Genomic DNA, 18,582 nt, shown 5'->3' with positions numbered 1-18,582 from the left:
GAGGCCCGTCACGGCGTGACGGTCGTCGTGGTCGTCGGCGTGGTGGCCGCCGGAGTGATGTCGAACTCCCGGATCGAGATGTCGTTGAGCTGCGAGCTCAGACCCGTGCCCGATGCCGCCGGCACCGACTCGATCGGCGCCGAGACGTGCATGTAGTGCACGCTGCCCGGCGCGGTCCGCGCCGCGGTCTCGACCTGCGAGGCCACCTTGCGCCCGAGCCCCGGCGTGCGCTGCATATTGGTCAGGATGTCGGCGAAGTACGGCGTGCTCCCCTGCTCCGCGCGCGGCCCGGAGCCGGGCCCGGTCGGCCCCGCGACCCGGCGCGACCCCAGGTCGCTGGCGCCGCCCTTGGCCTCCACGACCACCCAGATCGTCTGGTCGCCGCGCCGGCACTCCCAGATCTGGTCGAAGTCGCCGGAGCGCGACACCGCCGTGCCCGACGGATAGCGCAGGGCCGGGCGCGGCGGACCGGGATAGGCCCGGTTGACCCACATCGAGGCCGCGTGCTCGCCGATCTGCCGGCTGGCGTCGACCATCCGGTAGAGCGCCCGGTTGGCGGCCTCGGTGTCGGGAGGGATCCGCGACTTGGCCAGGTCGCGCTCGCGGCGGGCGGCGTCGCGCTCCGCGAGCAGCGCCGACGTCCGGTTGCGGTCGGCCTCGCTGATGTTGATCCGGTCCGAGCCCGACGGATGCATCCGCTCCTCGGTGCCCCGGTAGCGCGCCGCGACCTCGACCCGGTCCTGGCTGATGTCGACCAGCCGGCCGGTGTCGGGGTTGAGCCGTCGGCGCAGCAGGTAGCGCTGGGCCAGGTCGGCGTCGTCGAGGCTGGACTCCGGATAGCGCGCCTTGTAGCTGCGGATGAAGTCCTCCTGCGACAGCGTGTACCAGGCCGGCGGCACCTCCGAGCTCGGCACCAGCCGCTTCGCGAACAGGTCGGGCCGGGTGTCGAGCTGCGGGTCGACGTCGCCGAGGTGCGTCGGGTGCTCGGACTCGACCCGCGCGCGCACCGGCACCAGCTCGGCCCGGCGGATCTGGAGGTTGTCGAGGGTCTGGTAGGCGTTGTCGATCAGCGCGGCGGTGACCTCCGGGGAGGCCGCGCCCTGCGCCGGCGGGTTGGCGACGTCGGCCTGGAGCCGCGAGATGAGGCGGCGCTGGCCGTCGATCTCGAGGTCGAGGCGGGCCTCGTGGGCGCGCAGCCGCTCGACCGGGGACGCCGTGGCCCACCGGCCGCTGACGTCGGTGAACGTCTGCGCGGCCTGCCGCGTGCGCAGCAGCTGGGCCTCCGCCGCCCGGTCGCCGCCGGCCATCGCCCGCACCTGGCCCACGCTCTGGTCGGCGAGCGCCAGCTGCTCGAGGTGGATCGCCTCCTCGCGCATGGCGGAGGGGTGGATGCCGTCGACCACCTCGACCTGCCAGTGCCCGCCGACGCGGGTCACCCGCGTCATGCCGATCGACGAGCCGATCTGGTCGGGGTCGACCAGCACCACCCGGACCGGGTTCCGCTCGCCGGTCGCGCCGAGGTGGCGCTGGAGCTCGGCCTCGTACTCCGCCGCGGTGGCCCGGCCGGGCACCAGCACCTCCCCTCCGGCCTGGATGAACCGCGGCCGGGCGCTGTTGAGAGCGGTGTCGAGCTCGTGCAGGTTGCCGCGGATGCCGACATAGCTGAGCCCGGTCGTGACGCCGAACTGCCCGATCGCCAGGGCGTAGGCCCGCAGCTTGTCGCCGTCGGACATCGCCGAGTTCGCGATATTGCTGAGCGTGTGGACCAGCTCCTGGCCCGAGAGCACGACCTGGACGCTGTCGGCGCCGACCTGGGCCATGGTGAGCACCCGGAGGGAGGACGCGAACGGCGTCACCCGCCCGACCGCGCCCGCAGCCTCGAGCGCCTCCCCGGCGAGCAGCATCCGGGCCGCGGTGACGGTCTTCAGGCCGGCCGCCGCGCCACCGGCGAGACTGCCGACGATCTGTGCCAGCCCCAGCACGATGCGGCCACCGGTGAGCCGGCCCTGGTCGGACGCGTGCACCATCCCGGCGACGGCGCCGACCACCCCGGCCGTGGCGGACAGCCCCCACAGCATCGGTACGACGACCGCCGCGGCGCCGCCGGTCAGCACCGCGCCCGCGAGCAGCGCCGCCCCGGCGAGGCCGAGCGCGATCCAGGAGGCGACGTCCTCGATCTCCCACGGCTCGGTCGTGCGCACCACGCCGGAGCGCCCGGTCGGGCCGGCCAGGACGTACTGGATCATCCCCTTGGGGAAGCGCTGCTTGTCGTTGAGCTGATCGAAGAGCTCGGGCGGCGGCTCGGTCTGCCCGGCGGTGAACGGTGCGCGCAGGACGCCGATGCTGTCGGGCCGCGACGGGTAGGTCAGGTCCTGCAGCATCCACTGCGACCCTTCCTTCCAGTAGTACAGCCGCAGCGGGACGTTGCCGGGCGAGCCGGTGCGGATGAACTCCGGCGCGGAGTGGAAGACCGCGATCGCGCGCTTGAGGCCGGGCTTGTCGACGAGCTGGTCCTGCAGCGCCGACAGCTGCTGGAGGCCCTCGATCCGGTCCGCCTGCTCGGTCATCCCGCGGGCGCGGTAGCGCGCGCCGACCCAGCTCGCGACCCGCTGGCCGAGGTCCTTGATCAGCCGGCCCGCGCCCACCAGGTCGTGCGCCGCGAGCGCGTCGGCGATCCGCTTCGCCACCCGCTCCGTGTTCGTGAAGTCGGCGGAGACGTAGCCCGTGTACTGGTTGCTGACGCTGTCGAAGGTGTCGCCCCTCGCATGCTGGTGCGTCTCGTGTGTGGCCGAGGCGGTCTCCGCGGTCCAGGTCGCGTCGAAGGCGAGCGCCGCGGCATGGGCGGCCTCGAGCGCCTGCTGGCGCCCGCTCTCGGGCGCGGCCAGCGCCGCGAGGTAGGTGTCGATCAGGTGGTCGAAGGACTGGGACGCCGTCGCGGAGAAGACCCCGGCGGTCGCCGCCTCCCGGCGCAGCGAGGTGAGGACGGCCTGCTGTCGGATCACGTCGGTCGCGAGATCGGGCACCTGCGCGGCCAGGCTGAGGCCCTCGGGGGTGGCCGCGGCCGAGATGACGTCCATCTCGTCGGTGAGGTTCTGGCCCTCGGCCGTGTAGTTGCCCTGCCGGACCTCGCGCTGCGACCGGCCGTAGGTGCGGGCGCCGGTGCCGTCGGTGACCGTCAGGACGAGCCGGCGCTGGTTGCCCGGCCCGCGCTGGGTGGCGCCGTACTCGTAGTTCGTGGTCGGCGTGACCTGCTCGAAGAGCCGGATGTCGGGCCGTCCGTCGCCGTTGAGGTCGATCGCCAGCTCCGGCCCGCGCGCGCTGACCACGCGGACGTCGAGCGGCCCGACGGTCTCGACGTCGATCGCCTCGGTGCCGGCTGCCTCGCCGCCGGCCAACGGGCTGACGCCCATCCGCACTCGGTTGGAAGTCTGCTCCGGCTTGTAGAACGTGAGCCGGTAGTTGTCGGCGAAGCGGCCCATCGTGATGTCGAGCGCCCAGACCGAGCCCGCCTGCTGGGGCGTGCCGGGCAGGAACACCGGGAACACGTCGGCGGGGTCGCGCGGGAAGGAGAAGCTCTGCGGGGCGAGCTGGCGATGCCGGTTGCCGTAGTCGTCGGCGAGGTCGATGGTGACCTGGTAGTCGGCGCGGGGACCGTCCGGCGACGGCGGCGCGATGAACATCGACGCGAACGCCTGCCCGACGGAGCCGGTCGCCTGGATCTCGGTCGGCTGGTGGCCGTCCGTGCGCTGCACCAGCTTGGGCGACAGCGAGTTGTCGAACGTCCGGCCGCCGCTGATGTCGAACGACCGGGTGATCGGCTGCGTGGTCAGGTTCGCGTGCTCGGTGGTGTTGCTGAGCCGCTGGGCGGTGACGTCGATCGTCTGCGGATCGCTGAACGTGCTGCCCGGGCCGGGCCGGAGCGTCAGGTCGAGCTCCGCGGACTGGTCGCCGTCGCCGTCGATGATCGCGTGCCGAGCACCGCCGCCGCCGTGGACGATGTCGAACATCCCGAGGTCGTCCACCGTCTCCTGCCGCGACCCGGCGTACGTCGGCGACGGCGTGGTCGGAGCCTCGCCGGTCCGCGAGCTCGCCCACTCCGGGTCCTCGCCGCACCGCTGCAGCCGCAGGCCGAGACCACGGGTCAGCGGCGGCGCGCCCTGGGCCGCGACCGGCTGCGGGTCGATGCCCCGCGCGCGGATCTCGTCGTGATGCCGCCCCGACCGAGCCAGGACGGCGGCCGCCGCGCGGTGCGCCTCGTGCTCCGCGCCGGCCGGTCCGGGCGGCGCCGTCTCTGCGGTCGCTCCCCCGCCGTCCTGTCGCGCCCCCTGCTGGACGACGTGCGCGAGCTCGTGCGCCAGGATCGCGTCACCGGTCAGCGTCCCGGGCCGCACCGACGACGCGAGCGCGATCCGGTCGCCCTCGGCCGTGGCCAGCGCGCCGTGCCCGCGCACATGGGCGTCGGCGAGCGGCCCGGTGTGCACGCGGACACCGGCCAGGCTCGCGCCGTACGCCGCCTCGGCACTCGCCCGCAGCTCGGCCGACACCGGCTCGCCGTCCCCGAGGCGCTTGCGCTCCTCCGGCTCGGCACGGGGCGTCGGCGGCGCGTGCACGTCAGCGCCTAGGACGAGGCAGCGACCCGGACGCTGTCACTGGTCAGTGCGATCTCGATGACGACGTACTCCACCGGCTCGACCGGCGCGACCCCCACCAGACAGACCAGGCGCCCGCTGTCGAGGTCGTTCTGGGTCATCGTGGTCCGGTCGCAGCGCACGAAGAAGGCCTCCTTCGTGGTCGCGCCGCGGAAGGCGCCCGCCTCGAAGAACCGAGTCAGCAGGTCGTGGACCAGGCGGCGCACCTCCGCCCAGAGGTCGGGGCCGTTGGGCTCGAAGACCGCCCACGTCATCTGCCGCTCGAGCGTCAGCCGCAGCACCGTCATCAGCCGGACGACGCTCAGCTGCCGCAGCTCGCCCACCCGCGACAGCGTGCGCGCGCCGGTGAGCCGGATCCCGTCGCGCTCGGGCACGAAGACGTCGACGCCCGCCACGTGCAGGGCGTCGTGCTGCCCGGGCAGCACCTCGTCGGCGACGCGGACGGCGCCCACGGCGATCGCGTTGGCCGGGCCGTGCTGGACGCCGAGCCGGAGCTCGCGGTCGGCGATGACCGCCGCGGCGAAGGCCGACGGGTTGATCCGGACCAGCGCGTCGCGGTGGTCGGTGGGCGTCGCGACGTCGAGCCACGGGTGGTAGGCGGCCGCGTAGGCGCTGTCGAAGTCGTTGCGCCACGCGAGGATCTGCCGCTGCGCCAGGCCGGTCGGTACGTCGAGCAGCACGGTCAGGTCGCGGCGCTGCTCGGCCCAGGCGACCAGGTCCTGCTGGGCGCGCACGATCACCGCCAGCTCGGCGGGCATCCGCGGGTCGAGCCGGAGGCCGTCGAGGCCGGGCTCCGCCGGCGGCGGCGGTACGGCGGGCGGGTCCTCGACGTGCACGTCGAAGTCCGGGCCGCACATGCTCGGCGGGTCGGACACGTCGTCCAGCGGGGCGAGTGGCAACGGGTCGTAGAGGTCCGGCGCGAGCACCAGCCCGATGTCGTCGCGGTCGGCCAGGCACTGCACGCCGTCGCCGGGCAACTCGTCGCCATTCACCCACCCCGGGTCGAAGAAGTCGGCGGTGGTGATGTCCTGCCAGCGGTCAACGCCGCCGGTCATGTGGTCGACGACGACGCCCAGCTCACTGCTGTGGAGCGGGACGTCGGCGAGCGTGAGGTCGGTGACGGTCACCGCCGACGCGGTCCACTCCGGCGCCGGCCACACCAGCGCCGACTCGTCGATCACCGCGCGGCTCAGCCAGCGCGGGTGGTCGGCGCGCAGGCCGAGGTCGGCGAGCTCCTCGCGGCGCGGGTAGTCGCGGTCGTCGTCGCGCACCTCCAGCCGGGCGGTGACCACCTCGATCGCGGACGGGGCCTGCGACGCCGCCGCCGAGAGCGTGAGCACGCGGTGCACCCGCGGCCCGGTCGTGTCGGCCTGCTCGAGCGACAGGTCGACCCACGCGAGCTCGCCCGCGCCCGTGGCCGTCGTCAGCCGCAGCAGCGAGCCCTGCGGCACCCACTCGCGTCGGTCGACGACCAGCTCGGTCGTCGTCGCGCCGCGCAGCGTCACCGGCCGGGTGTCGAACCGCAGCGTCGCGCGCAGCCCGTTGCCCCAGCGACCCTCGTCGCGCGCCTGCAGCACGACGTCGCCCAGCCGGCCCTGCGCGCAGCCGGCGGCGTCGGCCACCGGATCGCCGTACGCATGGACGATGCGGACCACATAGGCGAGCCGGCCGCCCCCGGCGAAGAAGGCCGACACGGCGTAGGGCAGCCGCCCGGGGCCGTCGTACCCGCCGAAGAGCCGGCGGTACTCGTCCCAGCTGGTCACCGCCACCGCCTGCGACCGTCGCCGCGGCGCGGTCGCCAGCCAGCTGGCGACGTCCGCGTCCGCCGCCAGCGGTACGGCGGGCAGCCGGGCCGGTCCCCGTGGCGCGACGCCGAGGAAGGCCGCGACGTCGCGCGGCACGCCGACGAGGGTGCGCACCGGATCGGGCGCGACGAACCGGATCCCGGGCGCGCCCAGCGGTCCCAGGGGCGAGGCGACGGAGGTCATCGATCAGGTCCGGATCAGGCGTAGTCGATGCCCTCGTGGCAGAGCACGAGCTCCTCCATGGCCACCTCGGTGCCGCCCTTCGCGGCGAGCGTCGGCCCGGTGTACTTCTTCGGCTGCGCCTTGTTGAGCTTCCAGGTGCCGACCGGCTTGCGGGCCTCGTCGAGCAGCGTGATCGTCACCGGCCGCGGGTCGATCTGGCCCTGCCGGACGCCCTTGAGCCACGCGAACAGGTCGGCCGAGCCGATCAGGCCGCGCTTGAGGGTGACGTCCTCGACGGTGAAGGTGTTCTGCACCTTGCGGACCGTGTTGACCTTCTCGTTGCCGTTGCGGTACTCGGCGTACTTGACCTCGAAGCCGAGGCCGCTGACGTCGCTGAAGCCGCCGACGATCTGGCCTTCGTCGCCGGTGCCCTGGGCGCCGCCGAGGGAGACCAGGAAGTTGAAGGCACCGTAGGGGTTGTCACGCTGGACGGGCATCGGTCAGCTCCTCACTGGGATGTGTCTGGGTTGTCGGGTCGGATCAGGCGCGGGCGTCGGCGGTCCACTGGCCGATCCGGAAGACGACGAACTCCGCCGGCCGGGTGGGCGCGACGCCGATCAGGCAGATCAGCCGCCCGTTGTCGAGATCGTTCTGCGTCATCGTGGTGCGGTCGCAGCGCACGAAGTAGGCCTCCTCGGGCGTTGCGCCCAGCAGCGCGCCGTTGAGCCACTGCACGTAGAGGAAGTCCTCGACGGTCTGCCGGATGTTGGCCCACAGCCGGTCGTTGTTGGGCTCGAACACCGCCCACTGCATGGCCTTGTCGATGGAGTGCTCGAGGTAGATGAAGAGCCGGCGGACGTTGACGTAGCGCCACTCCGGGTCGGACGACATGGTCCGCGCGCCCCACACCCGGCTGCCGCGGCCCTCGAAGAAGCGCAGCGCGTTGATGCCCTCGGGGTTGAGGACGTCGTTGCGCGCGCGGTTGATGTTGGCCTCGAAGCGGGTCAGGCCGAGCACCACCTCGTTGGCCGGCGCCTTGTAGACGCCGCGGGTCACGTCGCTGCGCGCGTAGATGCCGGTGACGAAGCCCGACGGCGGCAGCATCATCCGCCGCGGCGGCGCGCCCTGGCCGGCGCCCGGCGACGGGTCGAGGATCTCGATCCACGGGTGGTAGATCGCGGCCCGCGTCGAGTCGAACTTCCCCCGGAACTCGCGGACCTCGGTCATCGACGACCCGGCCGGCGCGTCGACGACGGCGATCCGGTAGCGCATCCGCTCGGCGTGGCCGATCAGCCGGTCGGCCGCTTGCTCGCAGCGGGTCAGGTCGTCGTACGTGCCGCCGTCGGGGAGCGCGACGATCGCGATGTCGTCGACCTCGCCCAGGGCCTCCAGGCCGGTCGCCTTGACCTCGGCGTGGTCGGGGTCGGCGGGCAGGCCGAGCAGGTCGTCGGGCTGGGCGATCGCGCCGTCGGTCCCCTGCGCCAGCCGACTGCCCTCGGCGGGCGTCACCAGCGCCAGCATCAGCGCGACCGCCCGGCCCACGGTGTCCGGGGCGGCGGTCTTGAGCCAGAGCACGCAGTTCTCGTCCTCGGGGTCGCTCTGCTCCATCACCCGGCCGATCCAGCGCCGCTGCGCGGGATGGCAGGCCAGCTCGTCGTACACGTCGAGGCGGCCGTCGGCCGCGCCGATCCGCACCTGCAGCACCACCTCCTTGACCGTCGAGTGCGAGGCGACGGCGACCGGGTTGCCGTTGACGTCGACGAAGCGCTGCAGGGGCAGGCCGTTGGCGTCGACCGTCGTCCGGTCGACGTCGACGACCGCGAGCTGCGCCGGGACGAGCGGCGCACCGGCCGCGGGCGGCGTGCCGCCGGGCGCGGTGATCTCGACGACCGCGCCGTGGCGCAGGCCGCGGGCCTGCGGACCGAAGCCCGGCGACACGGTGTGGTCGTAGCAGCTGTTGCCCTTCCGGACCGGCAGCACGGTCAGCAGCACGTTGCCGTAGCGGCCCGGCCAGCGCGCCTGCCACGACGCCGAGTCCCCGCCACCGAAGGTCAGGTCGAGCCGGGCGATGCCGTCGGTCGCACCCGGCACGAAGACGCGCGTGATGTAGAGCCGGCTGCCGCCGTTGAGGAAGAACGCCCGCGCCGCGTGGGCGACGAACGCATCGCGCTCGGTGGGCACGCCGCCGTCGTCGACGAGGACGGGGTCGAGGCCGCCGTACACCCGCTCGAACTCGGTGAAGCTGGTGATCAGCCGGGGCTCGGTGGCCGACGGGCCGCCCGTGAACTGGACCGGGCCGTAGGCCGTCATGCCGGCGTAGCCGGTGGTGCTGGTGGGCACCCCCTCGATCGACTTCGAGCGGAAGCTCACCTCTTCGACGTACACGCCGGGGGCCAGGTACTCGGGCATGTCAACGCTCCTGTGGTTGTCGGGTCAGGCGATCGTGAGGACGACCGACGTCTGCCGGCCGTGCCGCAGGGACAGCGGGCCGGCGGGGCTCAGCGGCGCACGGTCGAGGAAGGTGGGGATGAAGCGGCGGCCGGTGAGGGTCGCCTCGGTGGCGGGCGTCCGCGACGGGACGACGGTCTCGAGCGGCAGGTCCCAGAGCGGGTCGACGCGGGCGAGGTCCGGATCGGAGGCGGGCGGCACGGGCGGCGGGTCCGGCCGGCTGACCGTCAGCTCGACGACCATCGGGTCGACGGGCACCGTCAGCGCTCCGCGGGCGGGCCGCAGCACCAGCACGAACTCGCCGCGGTCGTCGCCGTGCGCCCAGCCGATCTCCGCCCCGGTCGGCGTCACCGCGCGCACCCGGGCCCAGCGGACCGGCTGCGGCACTCCCCCGACCTGGCGGACGACGTGCCCGCGCAGCACGGTCGCCCCGGACGTCAGCGGCGCGGCCGCGCCCGGGAACAGATCCACCGGGAAGCTGCGGCGCCACGCGGGATCGGGCACCAGGTGGGGGCCGACCGCACCCACCACCGTGGCCTCGTCGGGGATCGGGATCTCCAGCCGGCGCGGGACGTAGCGGCGCTGCCGGTCGACGAGCCGCACCAGCATCGGGCGCGCGACCTCCTCGTCGTACCGACGGGCGAAACGGCCGGAGCTGTGCCGGTCGATGCGCGGCAGGACGTCGGTCAGCGTCTCCCCCGGGCGCCAGGTCCGCCACCGCCCGACGGGCTTGGGATAGCGCTCCCAGCGGACCTCGAGCCCCGCGTCGAGGCGGGAACCGGTGAGCGAGGACCGCGGCTCGATGCCGAGCGCCAGGTGGTAGCGGTGCTCGTCGTACGGGCGGGACAGGAAGACGCTCACGGCCGGCTCACGGTGTCAGGGTCGGGGCCAGGCCGCTGATCGCGGTGAGGACGTCGGGGTTGTCGGGCTCGACGGGGGCGTCGATCCGGGCGATCCGGGCGACATAGGAGACGCTGAGCCGGAAGTCGGTGGGCAGCGTCTCGAAGGTGCTCATCACGTCTTCGGTGATGAGGTCCTCGTTGATGAGCTGGATGCCGTCGCGCGCGTCCCAGCCACCGAGCGGGTGCAGGCGCGGACCGGTCAGGATCGGCGTCGCCTCCAGGCACTGCATCGCGGCGCCGAGGATCCGCAGCTCGGCGTCGGCGTCGCTGTCGAAGGGCGTGAGCAGGAAGTGGATGTCGACCGGCAGGTGCGCCGACCCGTCGACGGAGCCGACCGCCGCCCAGGGCGAGCGCATCGCGCGGTTGACGTCGACGCGGTAGCAGAACAGCGTCAGCGACGGGAACTTGATCAGGCTCCCCGCCGCATTGCCGAAGTTGCTGAAGTCGTCGGTGCGCACGATCTTCACCGTGGGCAGCGCGCGGAAGGCGCTCGGGTCGGACGCGGCGAGCGTGGTGAACCAGCGCTGCAGATGCTCGCGCAGGCTCAGCGCGGTTGCTGCGATCGCCATGGAGTTCGCCACCCGACGAGTGTCGGCGCGGGCCCGTCACCGACCCGTCACCCGCCGCCGGGCGCTGGTGACGGGGTGGCGACGGGTGCGCACGAGCATCGCGGTGTGGGCGGCATGAACGCATGGTTCGACCGGCTCCCGCGGATGTGGTTCGACGTCGGGGCGCGGCGGGTGCCGGCGTTCCGGTCGCTGGGGATCATCGGCTATCACCTGGCGGTGCTCGTGCTGCTCGCGACGGCGCTGCGGACCGGGATCGCGCTGCTGACCACGCTCGGCGTCGCCGGTGTCGCGGCGCTCAGCTTCTTCAGCTGGGGGCTGCTCCGCCGGGCGGTGCTGCGGCGAGAGACGCTGGTGCTCATCGAGTACGTCTGGGTCGCCTATGCCTGCGTCGCCGGCTTCGCCTGGCTCGTCGCGTCGGGCTCGACGGCGGTGCGGGTCGTCGACCTGTTCTCGGTCGCGGTCGGGCCCTTCCTCGCGTTCGGCCGGCTCGGCTGCGCGACGGTGGGCTGCTGCCACGGCCATCCCGCTGCCGTCGGCCTGCGCTACGGCCCCGACCACGAGCTGCCGCCGCGGCTCACCGGACGTCGGCTGTTCCCGGTGCAGCTGGTCGAGGCCGCCGCGCTCTTCGTCATCACCGCCGTGGCGTTCCTCCTCGCGACCGGGCCGGCCGGGACGGCGACGGTCTGGTTCCTCGCGTCGTACGCCGTGGTGCGCTTCGGCCTGCAGCGGCTGCGCGCCGACTACGGCACGGTCGCGCGCCGCCTCCCGGTCGCGCAGCTGATGTGCGTGGTGCAGGTCGGCGCGGCGGTGCTCCTCGACCGCCGCTGGCTGCATCCCTCGTCCTCGGGTGTGGCCGACCGGGCGAGCGTGGCGGGCGTCGCGGTCCTCGTCGTCGTCCTGGTGGCGGGGCTGGCGCTGCACGCGTCGCGAAGAATCTCGCCGCTTCTCGCGCCCGAGCATCTCGACGAGGTGTGGTCGATCGTCACGGCGGCGTCACCGCTGCGTCGCACCGCCGAGCCGGAGCTCACCACCACCTCGCGCGGGCTGGCGGTGGCCGTGAGCGAGGCGGGCGGGACGTGCCACGTGTCGCTGTCGCACCCGTCGTACGAGACGCTGCCGGTGGCGCTCGCGCTCGGGCTGCCGCACCCCTTCACCCGCAACGGGCTCACCCACGCGACGCTCGGACCGGCCGTCGAGACGGGCCCGGCGCGGCCGCCCGGCTATCCGGCCGACTACTTCGCGCGGTCCGCGACGTGGCAATAGCCCGTTCGGGCCATGTCGTGGCCGGTGGGCGTTGCTACTTTTCTTTACGTGGGGCCGTCGGCGAGTCTGAATCTCCTCGGGCAGTTCGAGCTCTCGCGTCTCGGGACGCGGGTCGAGCTCGCGCCCGCCGGCCAGCGCGTCCTCTCCCTGCTCGCCCTTCTCGGCGGCAACGCCCACCGGCTGCGGCTCGCCGGGACGCTGTGGCCCGACCAGTGCGAGGCCCGCTCGCTCTCCAACCTCCGCTCCGCGATGTGGCGGCTGCCGGAGCCGGCGCGCGACCTGGTCCAGCGCCGCGGCAACTCGCTGACCCTCGGCTCCGACGTCGCCGTCGACCTCGACGCCGCCCACGGCCTCGCCAAGAGCCTCGCCAGCGACCACGACGGCCTCGCGCTCGCGTCGGTCGACCGCGACCTGCTCGCCCGCGACCTGCTCCCCAACGAGGACGACGCCTGGCTCGTCGTACCGCGTGAGCAGCACCGACAGCGCCGGCTGCACGCACTGGAGAGCCTCGCTCTCCACGACCTGCGCGACGGCCGGCCCTTCGACGCCGTCGACACCGCGCTGGTGGCGGTCGCCGCCGATCCGCTGCGGGAGTCGGCGCAGCTGCTGCTCGTCCGCGCCCATCTCGAGGCCGGCAACCGGGCGGCCGCCGTCCAGCACTTCGACCGGTTCCGCGACCAGCTGGCCCAGGAGCTCGGCGTCGCGCCCAGCCGCCGGCTCACCGAGCTGGTCTCCGGCATGGCCGGCGCCCGCGTGACGCCTGCGTGACTCTCGCCTGATCCGCTGGTGCCACGCGGCTCTCGCGTGCCCTGCGGCGCGTCGGCGGCGCGACGCGGGTGCGACGCGGTCGTGACGTCGGACGGGCGTCGGCGGCGATGATCCGGCACCGCCCGGCCTGCTGTCCTCGACGCATGACGATCACCGCCCCCGCCCCCTCGCCGACCTCCGCCGTCGCGCCGCACGTCCAGCTCCGGCTGCTCGGCGGCTTCGAGCTCCGCATCGACGGCGCCGTCGTCGACCTCCAGCCCGCCGTGAAGCGGCTGACCGCCCTCGTCGCGCTCACCCCGTGCGGGCTGTCCCGCGACTTCGCCGCCTTCCAACTGTGGCCGGACAAGTCCGAGGCCCGCGCCCGCGCCAACCTGCGCTCCACGCTGTGGCGGCTGCACCAGCTCGCCGGCGACATCCTGCACGCCTCGGCCACCCACCTGCGCCTCGACGACTCCGTGTCGCTGGACACGCGCGACGTGCTCGCCGGCGCCGACGCCGAGGACGGCGTCCCGCGGCCCTTCGAGACGCTGATGGCCGACCTGCTCCCCGACTGGTACGACGAGTGGATCGACGTCGAGCGGGAGCGCTTCCGTCAGCTGCGGCTCGCCCGCCTCGAGCAGCGCGCCCACGCCGCCCTCGCCGATCGGGACGCGGCCACCGCGATCCAGCTCGCCCTCGCCGCGCTGGCCATCGACGCGACCCGCGAGTCGGCGCACCGGATCGTCGTCCGGGCGCACCAGGCCGAGGGCAACGAGTGGGAGGCGGAGCGGGAGCGCTCGCGCTACCTGCGCAGCCAGCAGGAGGTCGTCGCCTGACCTGTCTCCGGGCGCCGTCCGGGCGACGTCCGGGCGGCGGCCGGGCGGCGGCCGGGCGGCGGCCGGGTGTCCACGTCCGGGCTCCGGTGCGGAGGCGACACGGCGGGAGCCGTAAGGTTCTGCTGTGAAGGCTCTGCTGCTCGAGAACATCCATCCGGCCGCCGTCGAGACCCTCGAGGCTCGCGGCTACGAGGTCGAGCTGCGCGCCGGCTCCCTCTCCGAGGACGAGCTCGTCGCCGCGCTGTCCGACGGCGTCCAGCTGCTCGGCATCCGCTCCAACACGACCGTGACCAAGCGGGTCCTCGACGAGGCGCCCGACCTGCTCGCCATCGGCTGCTTCTGCATCGGCACCAACCAGGTCGACCTGGTCACGGCCGCCGACAAGGGCGTCGCGGTGTTCAACGCTCCCTACTCCAACACCCGCAGCGTCGTCGAGCTGGTGATCGCCGAGATCATCTCGCTCGCGCGTCGGCTGCCGGAGAAGACCGAGCGCATGCACGAGGGCGTGTGGGACAAGTCGGCGAAGGGCAGCCACGAGGTGCGCGGGCGCACGCTCGGCATCGTCGGCTACGGCAACATCGGCACCCAGCTCTCCACCGTCGCCGAGGCGCTCGGCCTGAGCGTCGTCTTCTACGACACCGCCGACCGCCCCGCCCACGGCACCGCTCGCCGGGTCCGGACCCTCAAGGAGCTGCTCGAGGTCGCCGACGTCGTCAGCCTCCACGTCGACGGCCGCCCCGGCAACGCCGGCTTCTTCGGCCCCGACGAGTTCGCCGCCATGAAGCCCCGCGCGCTGTTCATCAACGCCTCGCGCGGCATGGTCGTCGACTACGAGGCCCTGCGCGACAACCTGATCTCCGGCCACATCGCCGGTGCCGCCGTCGACGTCTTCCCCGCCGAGCCGAAGGCCCAGGGCGACCCGTTCGACTCCGTCCTGCGCGGCCTCGACAACGTCATCCTCACGCCCCACATCGGCGGCTCGACCCAGGAGGCACAGGAGGAGATCGGCTGGTTCGTCGCCGAGAAGCTCGCCCGCTTCGCCCTCGAGGGCTCCACCGCCCTCTCGGTCAACCTGCCCGCCGTCCTGCCCTCCGAGCTGCCGGCCGGCCGCCGCATCGGCCTCCTCCACCGCAACCTCCCCGGCGTCCTCGCCGAGCTGAACGCCACCTTCGCCGCCGCCGGCGACAATGTCGTCGACCAGCACCTGGCGACCAAGGACGGCCTCGGCTACGTCGTCACCGACGCCTCCGAGCCGCTCTCGGCCGAGGCGATCGAGACGCTGAGCAAGGCGGAGTACTGCATGTGGGTGCGCACCTGGTGAACCTCGTCTGAGGTGCCCGGCTCCCCCGTCGCACCCGGCAGAAATGCTCTCGATTCGGCGAAATCGGAGCAGGAATGCCGGGTGAGACCGGAGATGCCGAAGGGCCCGATCTCCTGAGGAGATCGGGCCCGACGCTTCAGCCCCTGCCGATGTGGTCGTACCACTGTTTACGGATCACGGTCGCCACACAGGATCGGAACCTGCCGTGGCCCGTCCGCCCCAGGGGCGGGGCGAGACCTCAAGGATACGCACCACCATCTACCAGGGTCCAACGTCATCCACCACGGGGTCGTGACTCGTAACAACCCCGTGGTGGATCCACGAACACCGAGTTACAAGTCAGGCCGGCTTGCCCGGCAGCACCGACAGCAGCTCGTAGGCGACGTGCGCCGCCGCGATGCCCGTGATCTCCGCATGGTCGTACGCCGGCGACACCTCGACGATGTCCGCGCCGATGACGTTGAGCCCCTCGAGGCCGCGCAGCACCTCGAGCAGCTGGGCGCTCGAGAGGCCGCCGGCCTCGGGGGTGCCGGTGCCGGGGGCGTGGGCGGGGTCGAGGACGTCGATGTCGAGCGAGACGTAGACGGGGCGGTCGCCGAGGCGCTCGCGCATCCGGTTGATGATGTCGTCGATCGGCGAGCGCACGAAGTCGCGGGCGTGGACGGCGGAGAAGCCGAGGCGCTCGGACTCGTCGAGGTCGAGCTTGCTGTAGAGCGGACCGCGGATGCCGACGTGCATCGCGTGGTCGAAGTCGATCAGGCCCTCCTCGGAGGCGCGGCGGAACGGCGTCCCGTGCGTGTAGGGCGCGCCGAAGTAGGTGTCCCAGGTGTCGAGGTGCGCGTCGAAGTGCAGGACGGCGATCGGCCCGTGCCGCTCGGCCTGGACCCTCAGCAGCGGCAGGGCGATGGTGTGGTCGCCGCCGATGGTGAGCAGGGTCCGGGAGGTGCCGGACAGCTCGCGGGCGCCGGCCTCGATGGAGGAGATGGCCTCGTCGAGCGAGAACGGGTTGGCGCCGAGGTCGCCGGCGTCGGCGACCTGCGCCCGGTTGAACGGCTCGGTGTCGTTGGCCGGGTTGTAGGGGCGCAGCAGGCGCGAGGACTGGCGGATGTGGTTGGGGCCGAAGCGCGCGCCGGGGCGGTAGGACACGCCGCCGTCGAAGGGCACGCCCCAGATGACGGTGTCGGCGTCCTGGACGTCGCTCAGGCGGGGCAGCCGGGCGAACGTGGTGTCGCCGGCGTAGCGCGGGGTCTGGGTCGCGTCGATGGGTCCGACGGTCATGCGATGCCTCCCTGGGAGTTGAGGTTCTGCGCGTCGAGGATCTCGACTGCGCCACGCTTGCCCGACTCGATCGCGCCGTCGATGAAGGCGCGCCAGCGGGTGGCGGTGTGGGAGCCGGTGAAGTGCACGCGGCCCTCGGGGCGCGCGAGCGCCTGCTCGTACTTGGCGAACTGACCGGCGCGGAAGGTCGCCCAGGTGCCGTACGAGAACTCGTCGTGCACCCAGTCGTGGGCCGCCGCGTCGACGACGACCGCCTCGGGCGCGTACTCGCGCACCGCACGCTGGACGTCGGCCAGGTCGCTCGCGTCGACCCGGTCGTGCTCGGGGGCGAAGCAGACGAGGACGGTGCCCTGCGGCGACTCGTGCATCGCGCCGACGTAGTCGAACGCCGTGCCCCAGCCGTAGCCACTGATGTCGTCCGGCACGTTCTGCGCCAGCGCCCAGACCTTCTGGCCCTGGCCGGCGTGGTTCTCGTGCGAGGCGGCGAGCTTGTCCTCCGGCAGCGCGGGCTCCCACGCGATGTCCTTGAGGACGCCGATCGGCACGGTCACCAGGACGCGTCCGGCGGTCGCGGTGCCCCCGTCGTAGGACACGGAGACGCCGTCGGCGCTCTGCACGACGCTGCGCACCGGCGCGGACAGCTTGAGCTCGCCCGCCAGGTCGGCGCGGATCGCGTCGGCGAGCGACTTGGTGCCGTCGGTGAAGGTGAAGCCGAGGACGGACGCCTGGACCATGCCCCAGAGCGAGTTGTCCATCGACGCGCACCACCGGATGATGTCGAGCGCCGAGCCGATCGACTCGTGGGCGTTCGCGCAGCCACAGAACCACGAGATCAGCAGCTCGCGGGCGTTGCCGGTCAGGCCGGCGTTGTCGGCCCACTCCTCGATCGAGACGTCGAGGTCGGCGAGGTCCTGCTCGGAGAGCCGGCGGGTGTAGTCGAGGCGGTCGCCTGCGGCGAGCAGCTGCCGTACGGCGTGCTCGAGCTCGCCGTACTCCTCCGGCGTGCACGGCAGCAGCGTGTCGAGCACCTTGCCGGACGCCGACCAGGTCATCCGCTCCGGCAGCACCGAGTCCTGGATCGGCACGCCGTAGCGCTCGACCTCGGCCCACACGTGGGTCTGCTGCGGCACGATCCAGGTGCCGCCCATCTCGAGGCCGACGCCGCCGAGCAGGTCGGTGCGGTACCAGGTCGAGCCACCGATCCGGTCGCGCGCCTCGAGCACGAGCACGCGCTGCCCGGCCTCGCCGAGCTCGCGGGCCGCGGTCAGGCCGGAGAATCCGGCGCCGATCACGATGACGTCGTAGTGGTTCTGGCTCACGCTGGGCTCCTCGTCACCCGAAAACTGATTGCCCGTTCAGGGTGACCCGGGTCACCGCGGGACGACAGGGACGGAATCTCCAATGTCTCCGAAGGCCGTTGGAGGATCCTCCAGCGCCGAGCCGGGGGCTCAGCAGGCGAACTGGCGCCGATAGCTCTGCGGACTCACCCCGCGCACCCGCACGAAGTGGTGCCGCAAGGTCGCCGCGTTGCCGAAGCCGACCTCGCCCGCGATCCACTCGACCGGCTGCTCGGTGCGCTCCAGCAGCTCCTCGGCCGCGGCCACCCGCTGCCGGGTGACCCAGTGGTGCGGCGTCGTCCCGGTCTCCTCGCGGAAGCGCCGGGCGAAGGTGCGCGGCGACATCAGCGCGCGCTTGGCGAGCGTCTCGACGCCGTGGTCCTCGGCGAGGTTCTCCAGCACCCAGGTGAGCAGCGGCCGCAGCGTGTCGGCGTCACAGTCGGGCACGGCGCGCGCGATGTACTGCGCCTGTCCCCCGTCGCGGTACGGCGGCACGACCGCGCGGCGGGCGATGATGTTGGCGATCGCGGCGCCGTACTCCTGGCGCCACACGTGCAGCGCGGCGTCGAGGCCGGCGGCGCTGCCGGCGCCGGTGACGATCTGGCCGGCGTCGACGTAGAGGACCTCGGGGATCACCTTCGCCTTCGGATAGCGCTGCTGCAGCTGCTCGGTGTACATCCAGTGCGTCGTGCACTCGCGGCCGTCGAGCAGCCCGGCCTCGCCGAGGGTGAAGGCGCCGCTGCAGATCGACATGATCCGCGCGCCGCGGTCGTGGGCCGCGCGCACCGTGCGCAGGACGGCGTCGGACGGCTCGGCGAGCTTCATCGCCGGGATGCCGACCAGGTCGGCCTTCAGCACCCGGTCGAGGCCGTGGGCGGCTTGCAGGGTGAAGCCGCTGGAGGTGCGCATCGGAGCGTCGTCCTCGGCGCACACCGCGAAGTCGATGGCCGGCACGCCGTCGGCGGTCCGGTCGATGCCGAACGCCTCGCACAGGATGCCGAGCTCGAAGGGGGCCACGCCGTCGAAGGCGATCACGGCCACATTGGTCAGTGCCACCGCACCACCATCGCAGGCGCGTGGCAGTAAATCAACGGTCTTCGGCAATGCTGCCACTGGTGGCAGGAATCATCCGAGAGGAGGATTTCTGCCATGAACCTCGCGCTGAACCTCCTCTCCCTCCTCCTCCTGGTCCTCGTGGTTCTCGCCCTGGCCACGTGGGGCCGCCGCGACCGCTTCTCGACCGGCCGCGACCTCCACTCCGACCG

Annotated in this window: 13 protein-coding genes; 4 read left to right on the top strand and 9 right to left on the bottom strand. The window is 73.2% G+C overall.

Features of this window, described 5'->3' with window-relative positions; all coding sequences use genetic code 11:
* Nucleotides 1-8: 8 nt before the first annotated feature.
* From AB4880_RS04075 to AB4880_RS04050, 6 genes are read right to left on the bottom strand one after another with little or no spacing between them, the layout of a single operon-like run.
* Entirely contained in the window at nt 9-4,610 is a 4,602-nt protein-coding gene (locus tag AB4880_RS04075) for an eCIS core domain-containing protein (RefSeq protein ID WP_367917925.1), read from the bottom strand.
* 8 nt (nt 4,611-4,618) lie between these two features.
* Nucleotides 4,619-6,637 carry a phage tail sheath C-terminal domain-containing protein gene (locus AB4880_RS04070; RefSeq protein ID WP_367917924.1) on the bottom strand — a complete coding sequence of 673 codons (2,019 nt, stop codon included), beginning with the start codon at nt 6,635-6,637 and terminating at the stop codon, nt 4,619-4,621.
* 14 nt (nt 6,638-6,651) lie between these two features.
* Nucleotides 6,652-7,113, bottom strand: coding sequence for a phage tail protein (locus AB4880_RS04065; RefSeq protein WP_367917923.1), 462 nt, complete (start codon nt 7,111-7,113; stop codon nt 6,652-6,654).
* A 43-nt stretch (nt 7,114-7,156) separates the two neighbouring features.
* Entirely contained in the window at nt 7,157-9,025 is a 1,869-nt protein-coding gene (locus tag AB4880_RS04060) for a phage tail sheath family protein (RefSeq protein WP_367917922.1), read from the bottom strand.
* 24 nt (nt 9,026-9,049) lie between these two features.
* The gene (locus AB4880_RS04055) at nt 9,050-9,925 is read right to left on the bottom strand and encodes a hypothetical protein (protein ID WP_367917921.1); all 876 of its coding nucleotides are present in this window, start codon (nt 9,923-9,925) and stop codon (nt 9,050-9,052) included.
* 7 nt (nt 9,926-9,932) lie between these two features.
* Nucleotides 9,933-10,535, bottom strand: a complete 603-nt coding sequence (locus AB4880_RS04050; protein WP_367917920.1) for a Pvc16 family protein — start codon at nt 10,533-10,535, stop codon at nt 9,933-9,935.
* 114 nt (nt 10,536-10,649) lie between these two features.
* Here AB4880_RS04050 and AB4880_RS04045 point away from each other — a divergent pair, with 114 nt between their 5' ends.
* From AB4880_RS04045 to serA, 4 genes are all read left to right on the top strand, one after another.
* Nucleotides 10,650-11,798: a prolipoprotein diacylglyceryl transferase family protein gene (locus AB4880_RS04045; protein ID WP_367917919.1), complete on the top strand. Its 1,149-nt coding sequence runs from the start codon at nt 10,650-10,652 to the stop codon at nt 11,796-11,798.
* A 48-nt stretch (nt 11,799-11,846) separates the two neighbouring features.
* Nucleotides 11,847-12,566: an AfsR/SARP family transcriptional regulator gene (locus tag AB4880_RS04040; protein ID WP_367917918.1), complete on the top strand. Its 720-nt coding sequence runs from the start codon at nt 11,847-11,849 to the stop codon at nt 12,564-12,566.
* A gap of 143 nt (nt 12,567-12,709) precedes the next feature.
* A complete protein-coding gene (locus AB4880_RS04035) occupies nt 12,710-13,381 on the top strand; it encodes an AfsR/SARP family transcriptional regulator (protein WP_367917917.1) in 672 nt (223 codons plus the stop codon).
* Nucleotides 13,382-13,505: 124 nt separating this feature from the next.
* Nucleotides 13,506-14,702 (top strand): phosphoglycerate dehydrogenase, encoded by a 1,197-nt coding sequence (serA, locus tag AB4880_RS04030; protein WP_367917916.1) that lies wholly within the window; start codon nt 13,506-13,508, stop codon nt 14,700-14,702.
* A 339-nt stretch (nt 14,703-15,041) separates the two neighbouring features.
* Here serA and speB read toward each other — a convergent pair whose 3' ends face one another.
* From speB to AB4880_RS04015, 3 genes are all read right to left on the bottom strand, one after another.
* Entirely contained in the window at nt 15,042-15,980 is a 939-nt protein-coding gene (gene speB, locus AB4880_RS04025) for an agmatinase (RefSeq protein ID WP_367917915.1), read from the bottom strand.
* Nucleotides 15,977-17,299: a flavin monoamine oxidase family protein gene (locus AB4880_RS04020; RefSeq protein ID WP_367917914.1), complete on the bottom strand. Its 1,323-nt coding sequence runs from the start codon at nt 17,297-17,299 to the stop codon at nt 15,977-15,979. The genes speB and AB4880_RS04020 overlap by 4 nt, the downstream gene beginning before the upstream one ends.
* A gap of 129 nt (nt 17,300-17,428) precedes the next feature.
* Complete coding sequence (locus tag AB4880_RS04015; RefSeq protein ID WP_367917913.1) at nt 17,429-18,373, bottom strand: helix-turn-helix domain-containing protein; 945 nt, start codon at nt 18,371-18,373, stop codon at nt 17,429-17,431.
* Nucleotides 18,374-18,582: the final 209 nt, after the last annotated feature.

It is taken from the genome of Nocardioides ginsengisoli (genome assembly GCF_039537225.1).
GTDB classification, from domain to species: domain Bacteria; phylum Actinomycetota; class Actinomycetes; order Propionibacteriales; family Nocardioidaceae; genus Nocardioides; species Nocardioides ginsengisoli.
Note: the sequence above shows the minus strand (reverse complement) of the source record. Positions and strands in the feature narration are given on the sequence as shown.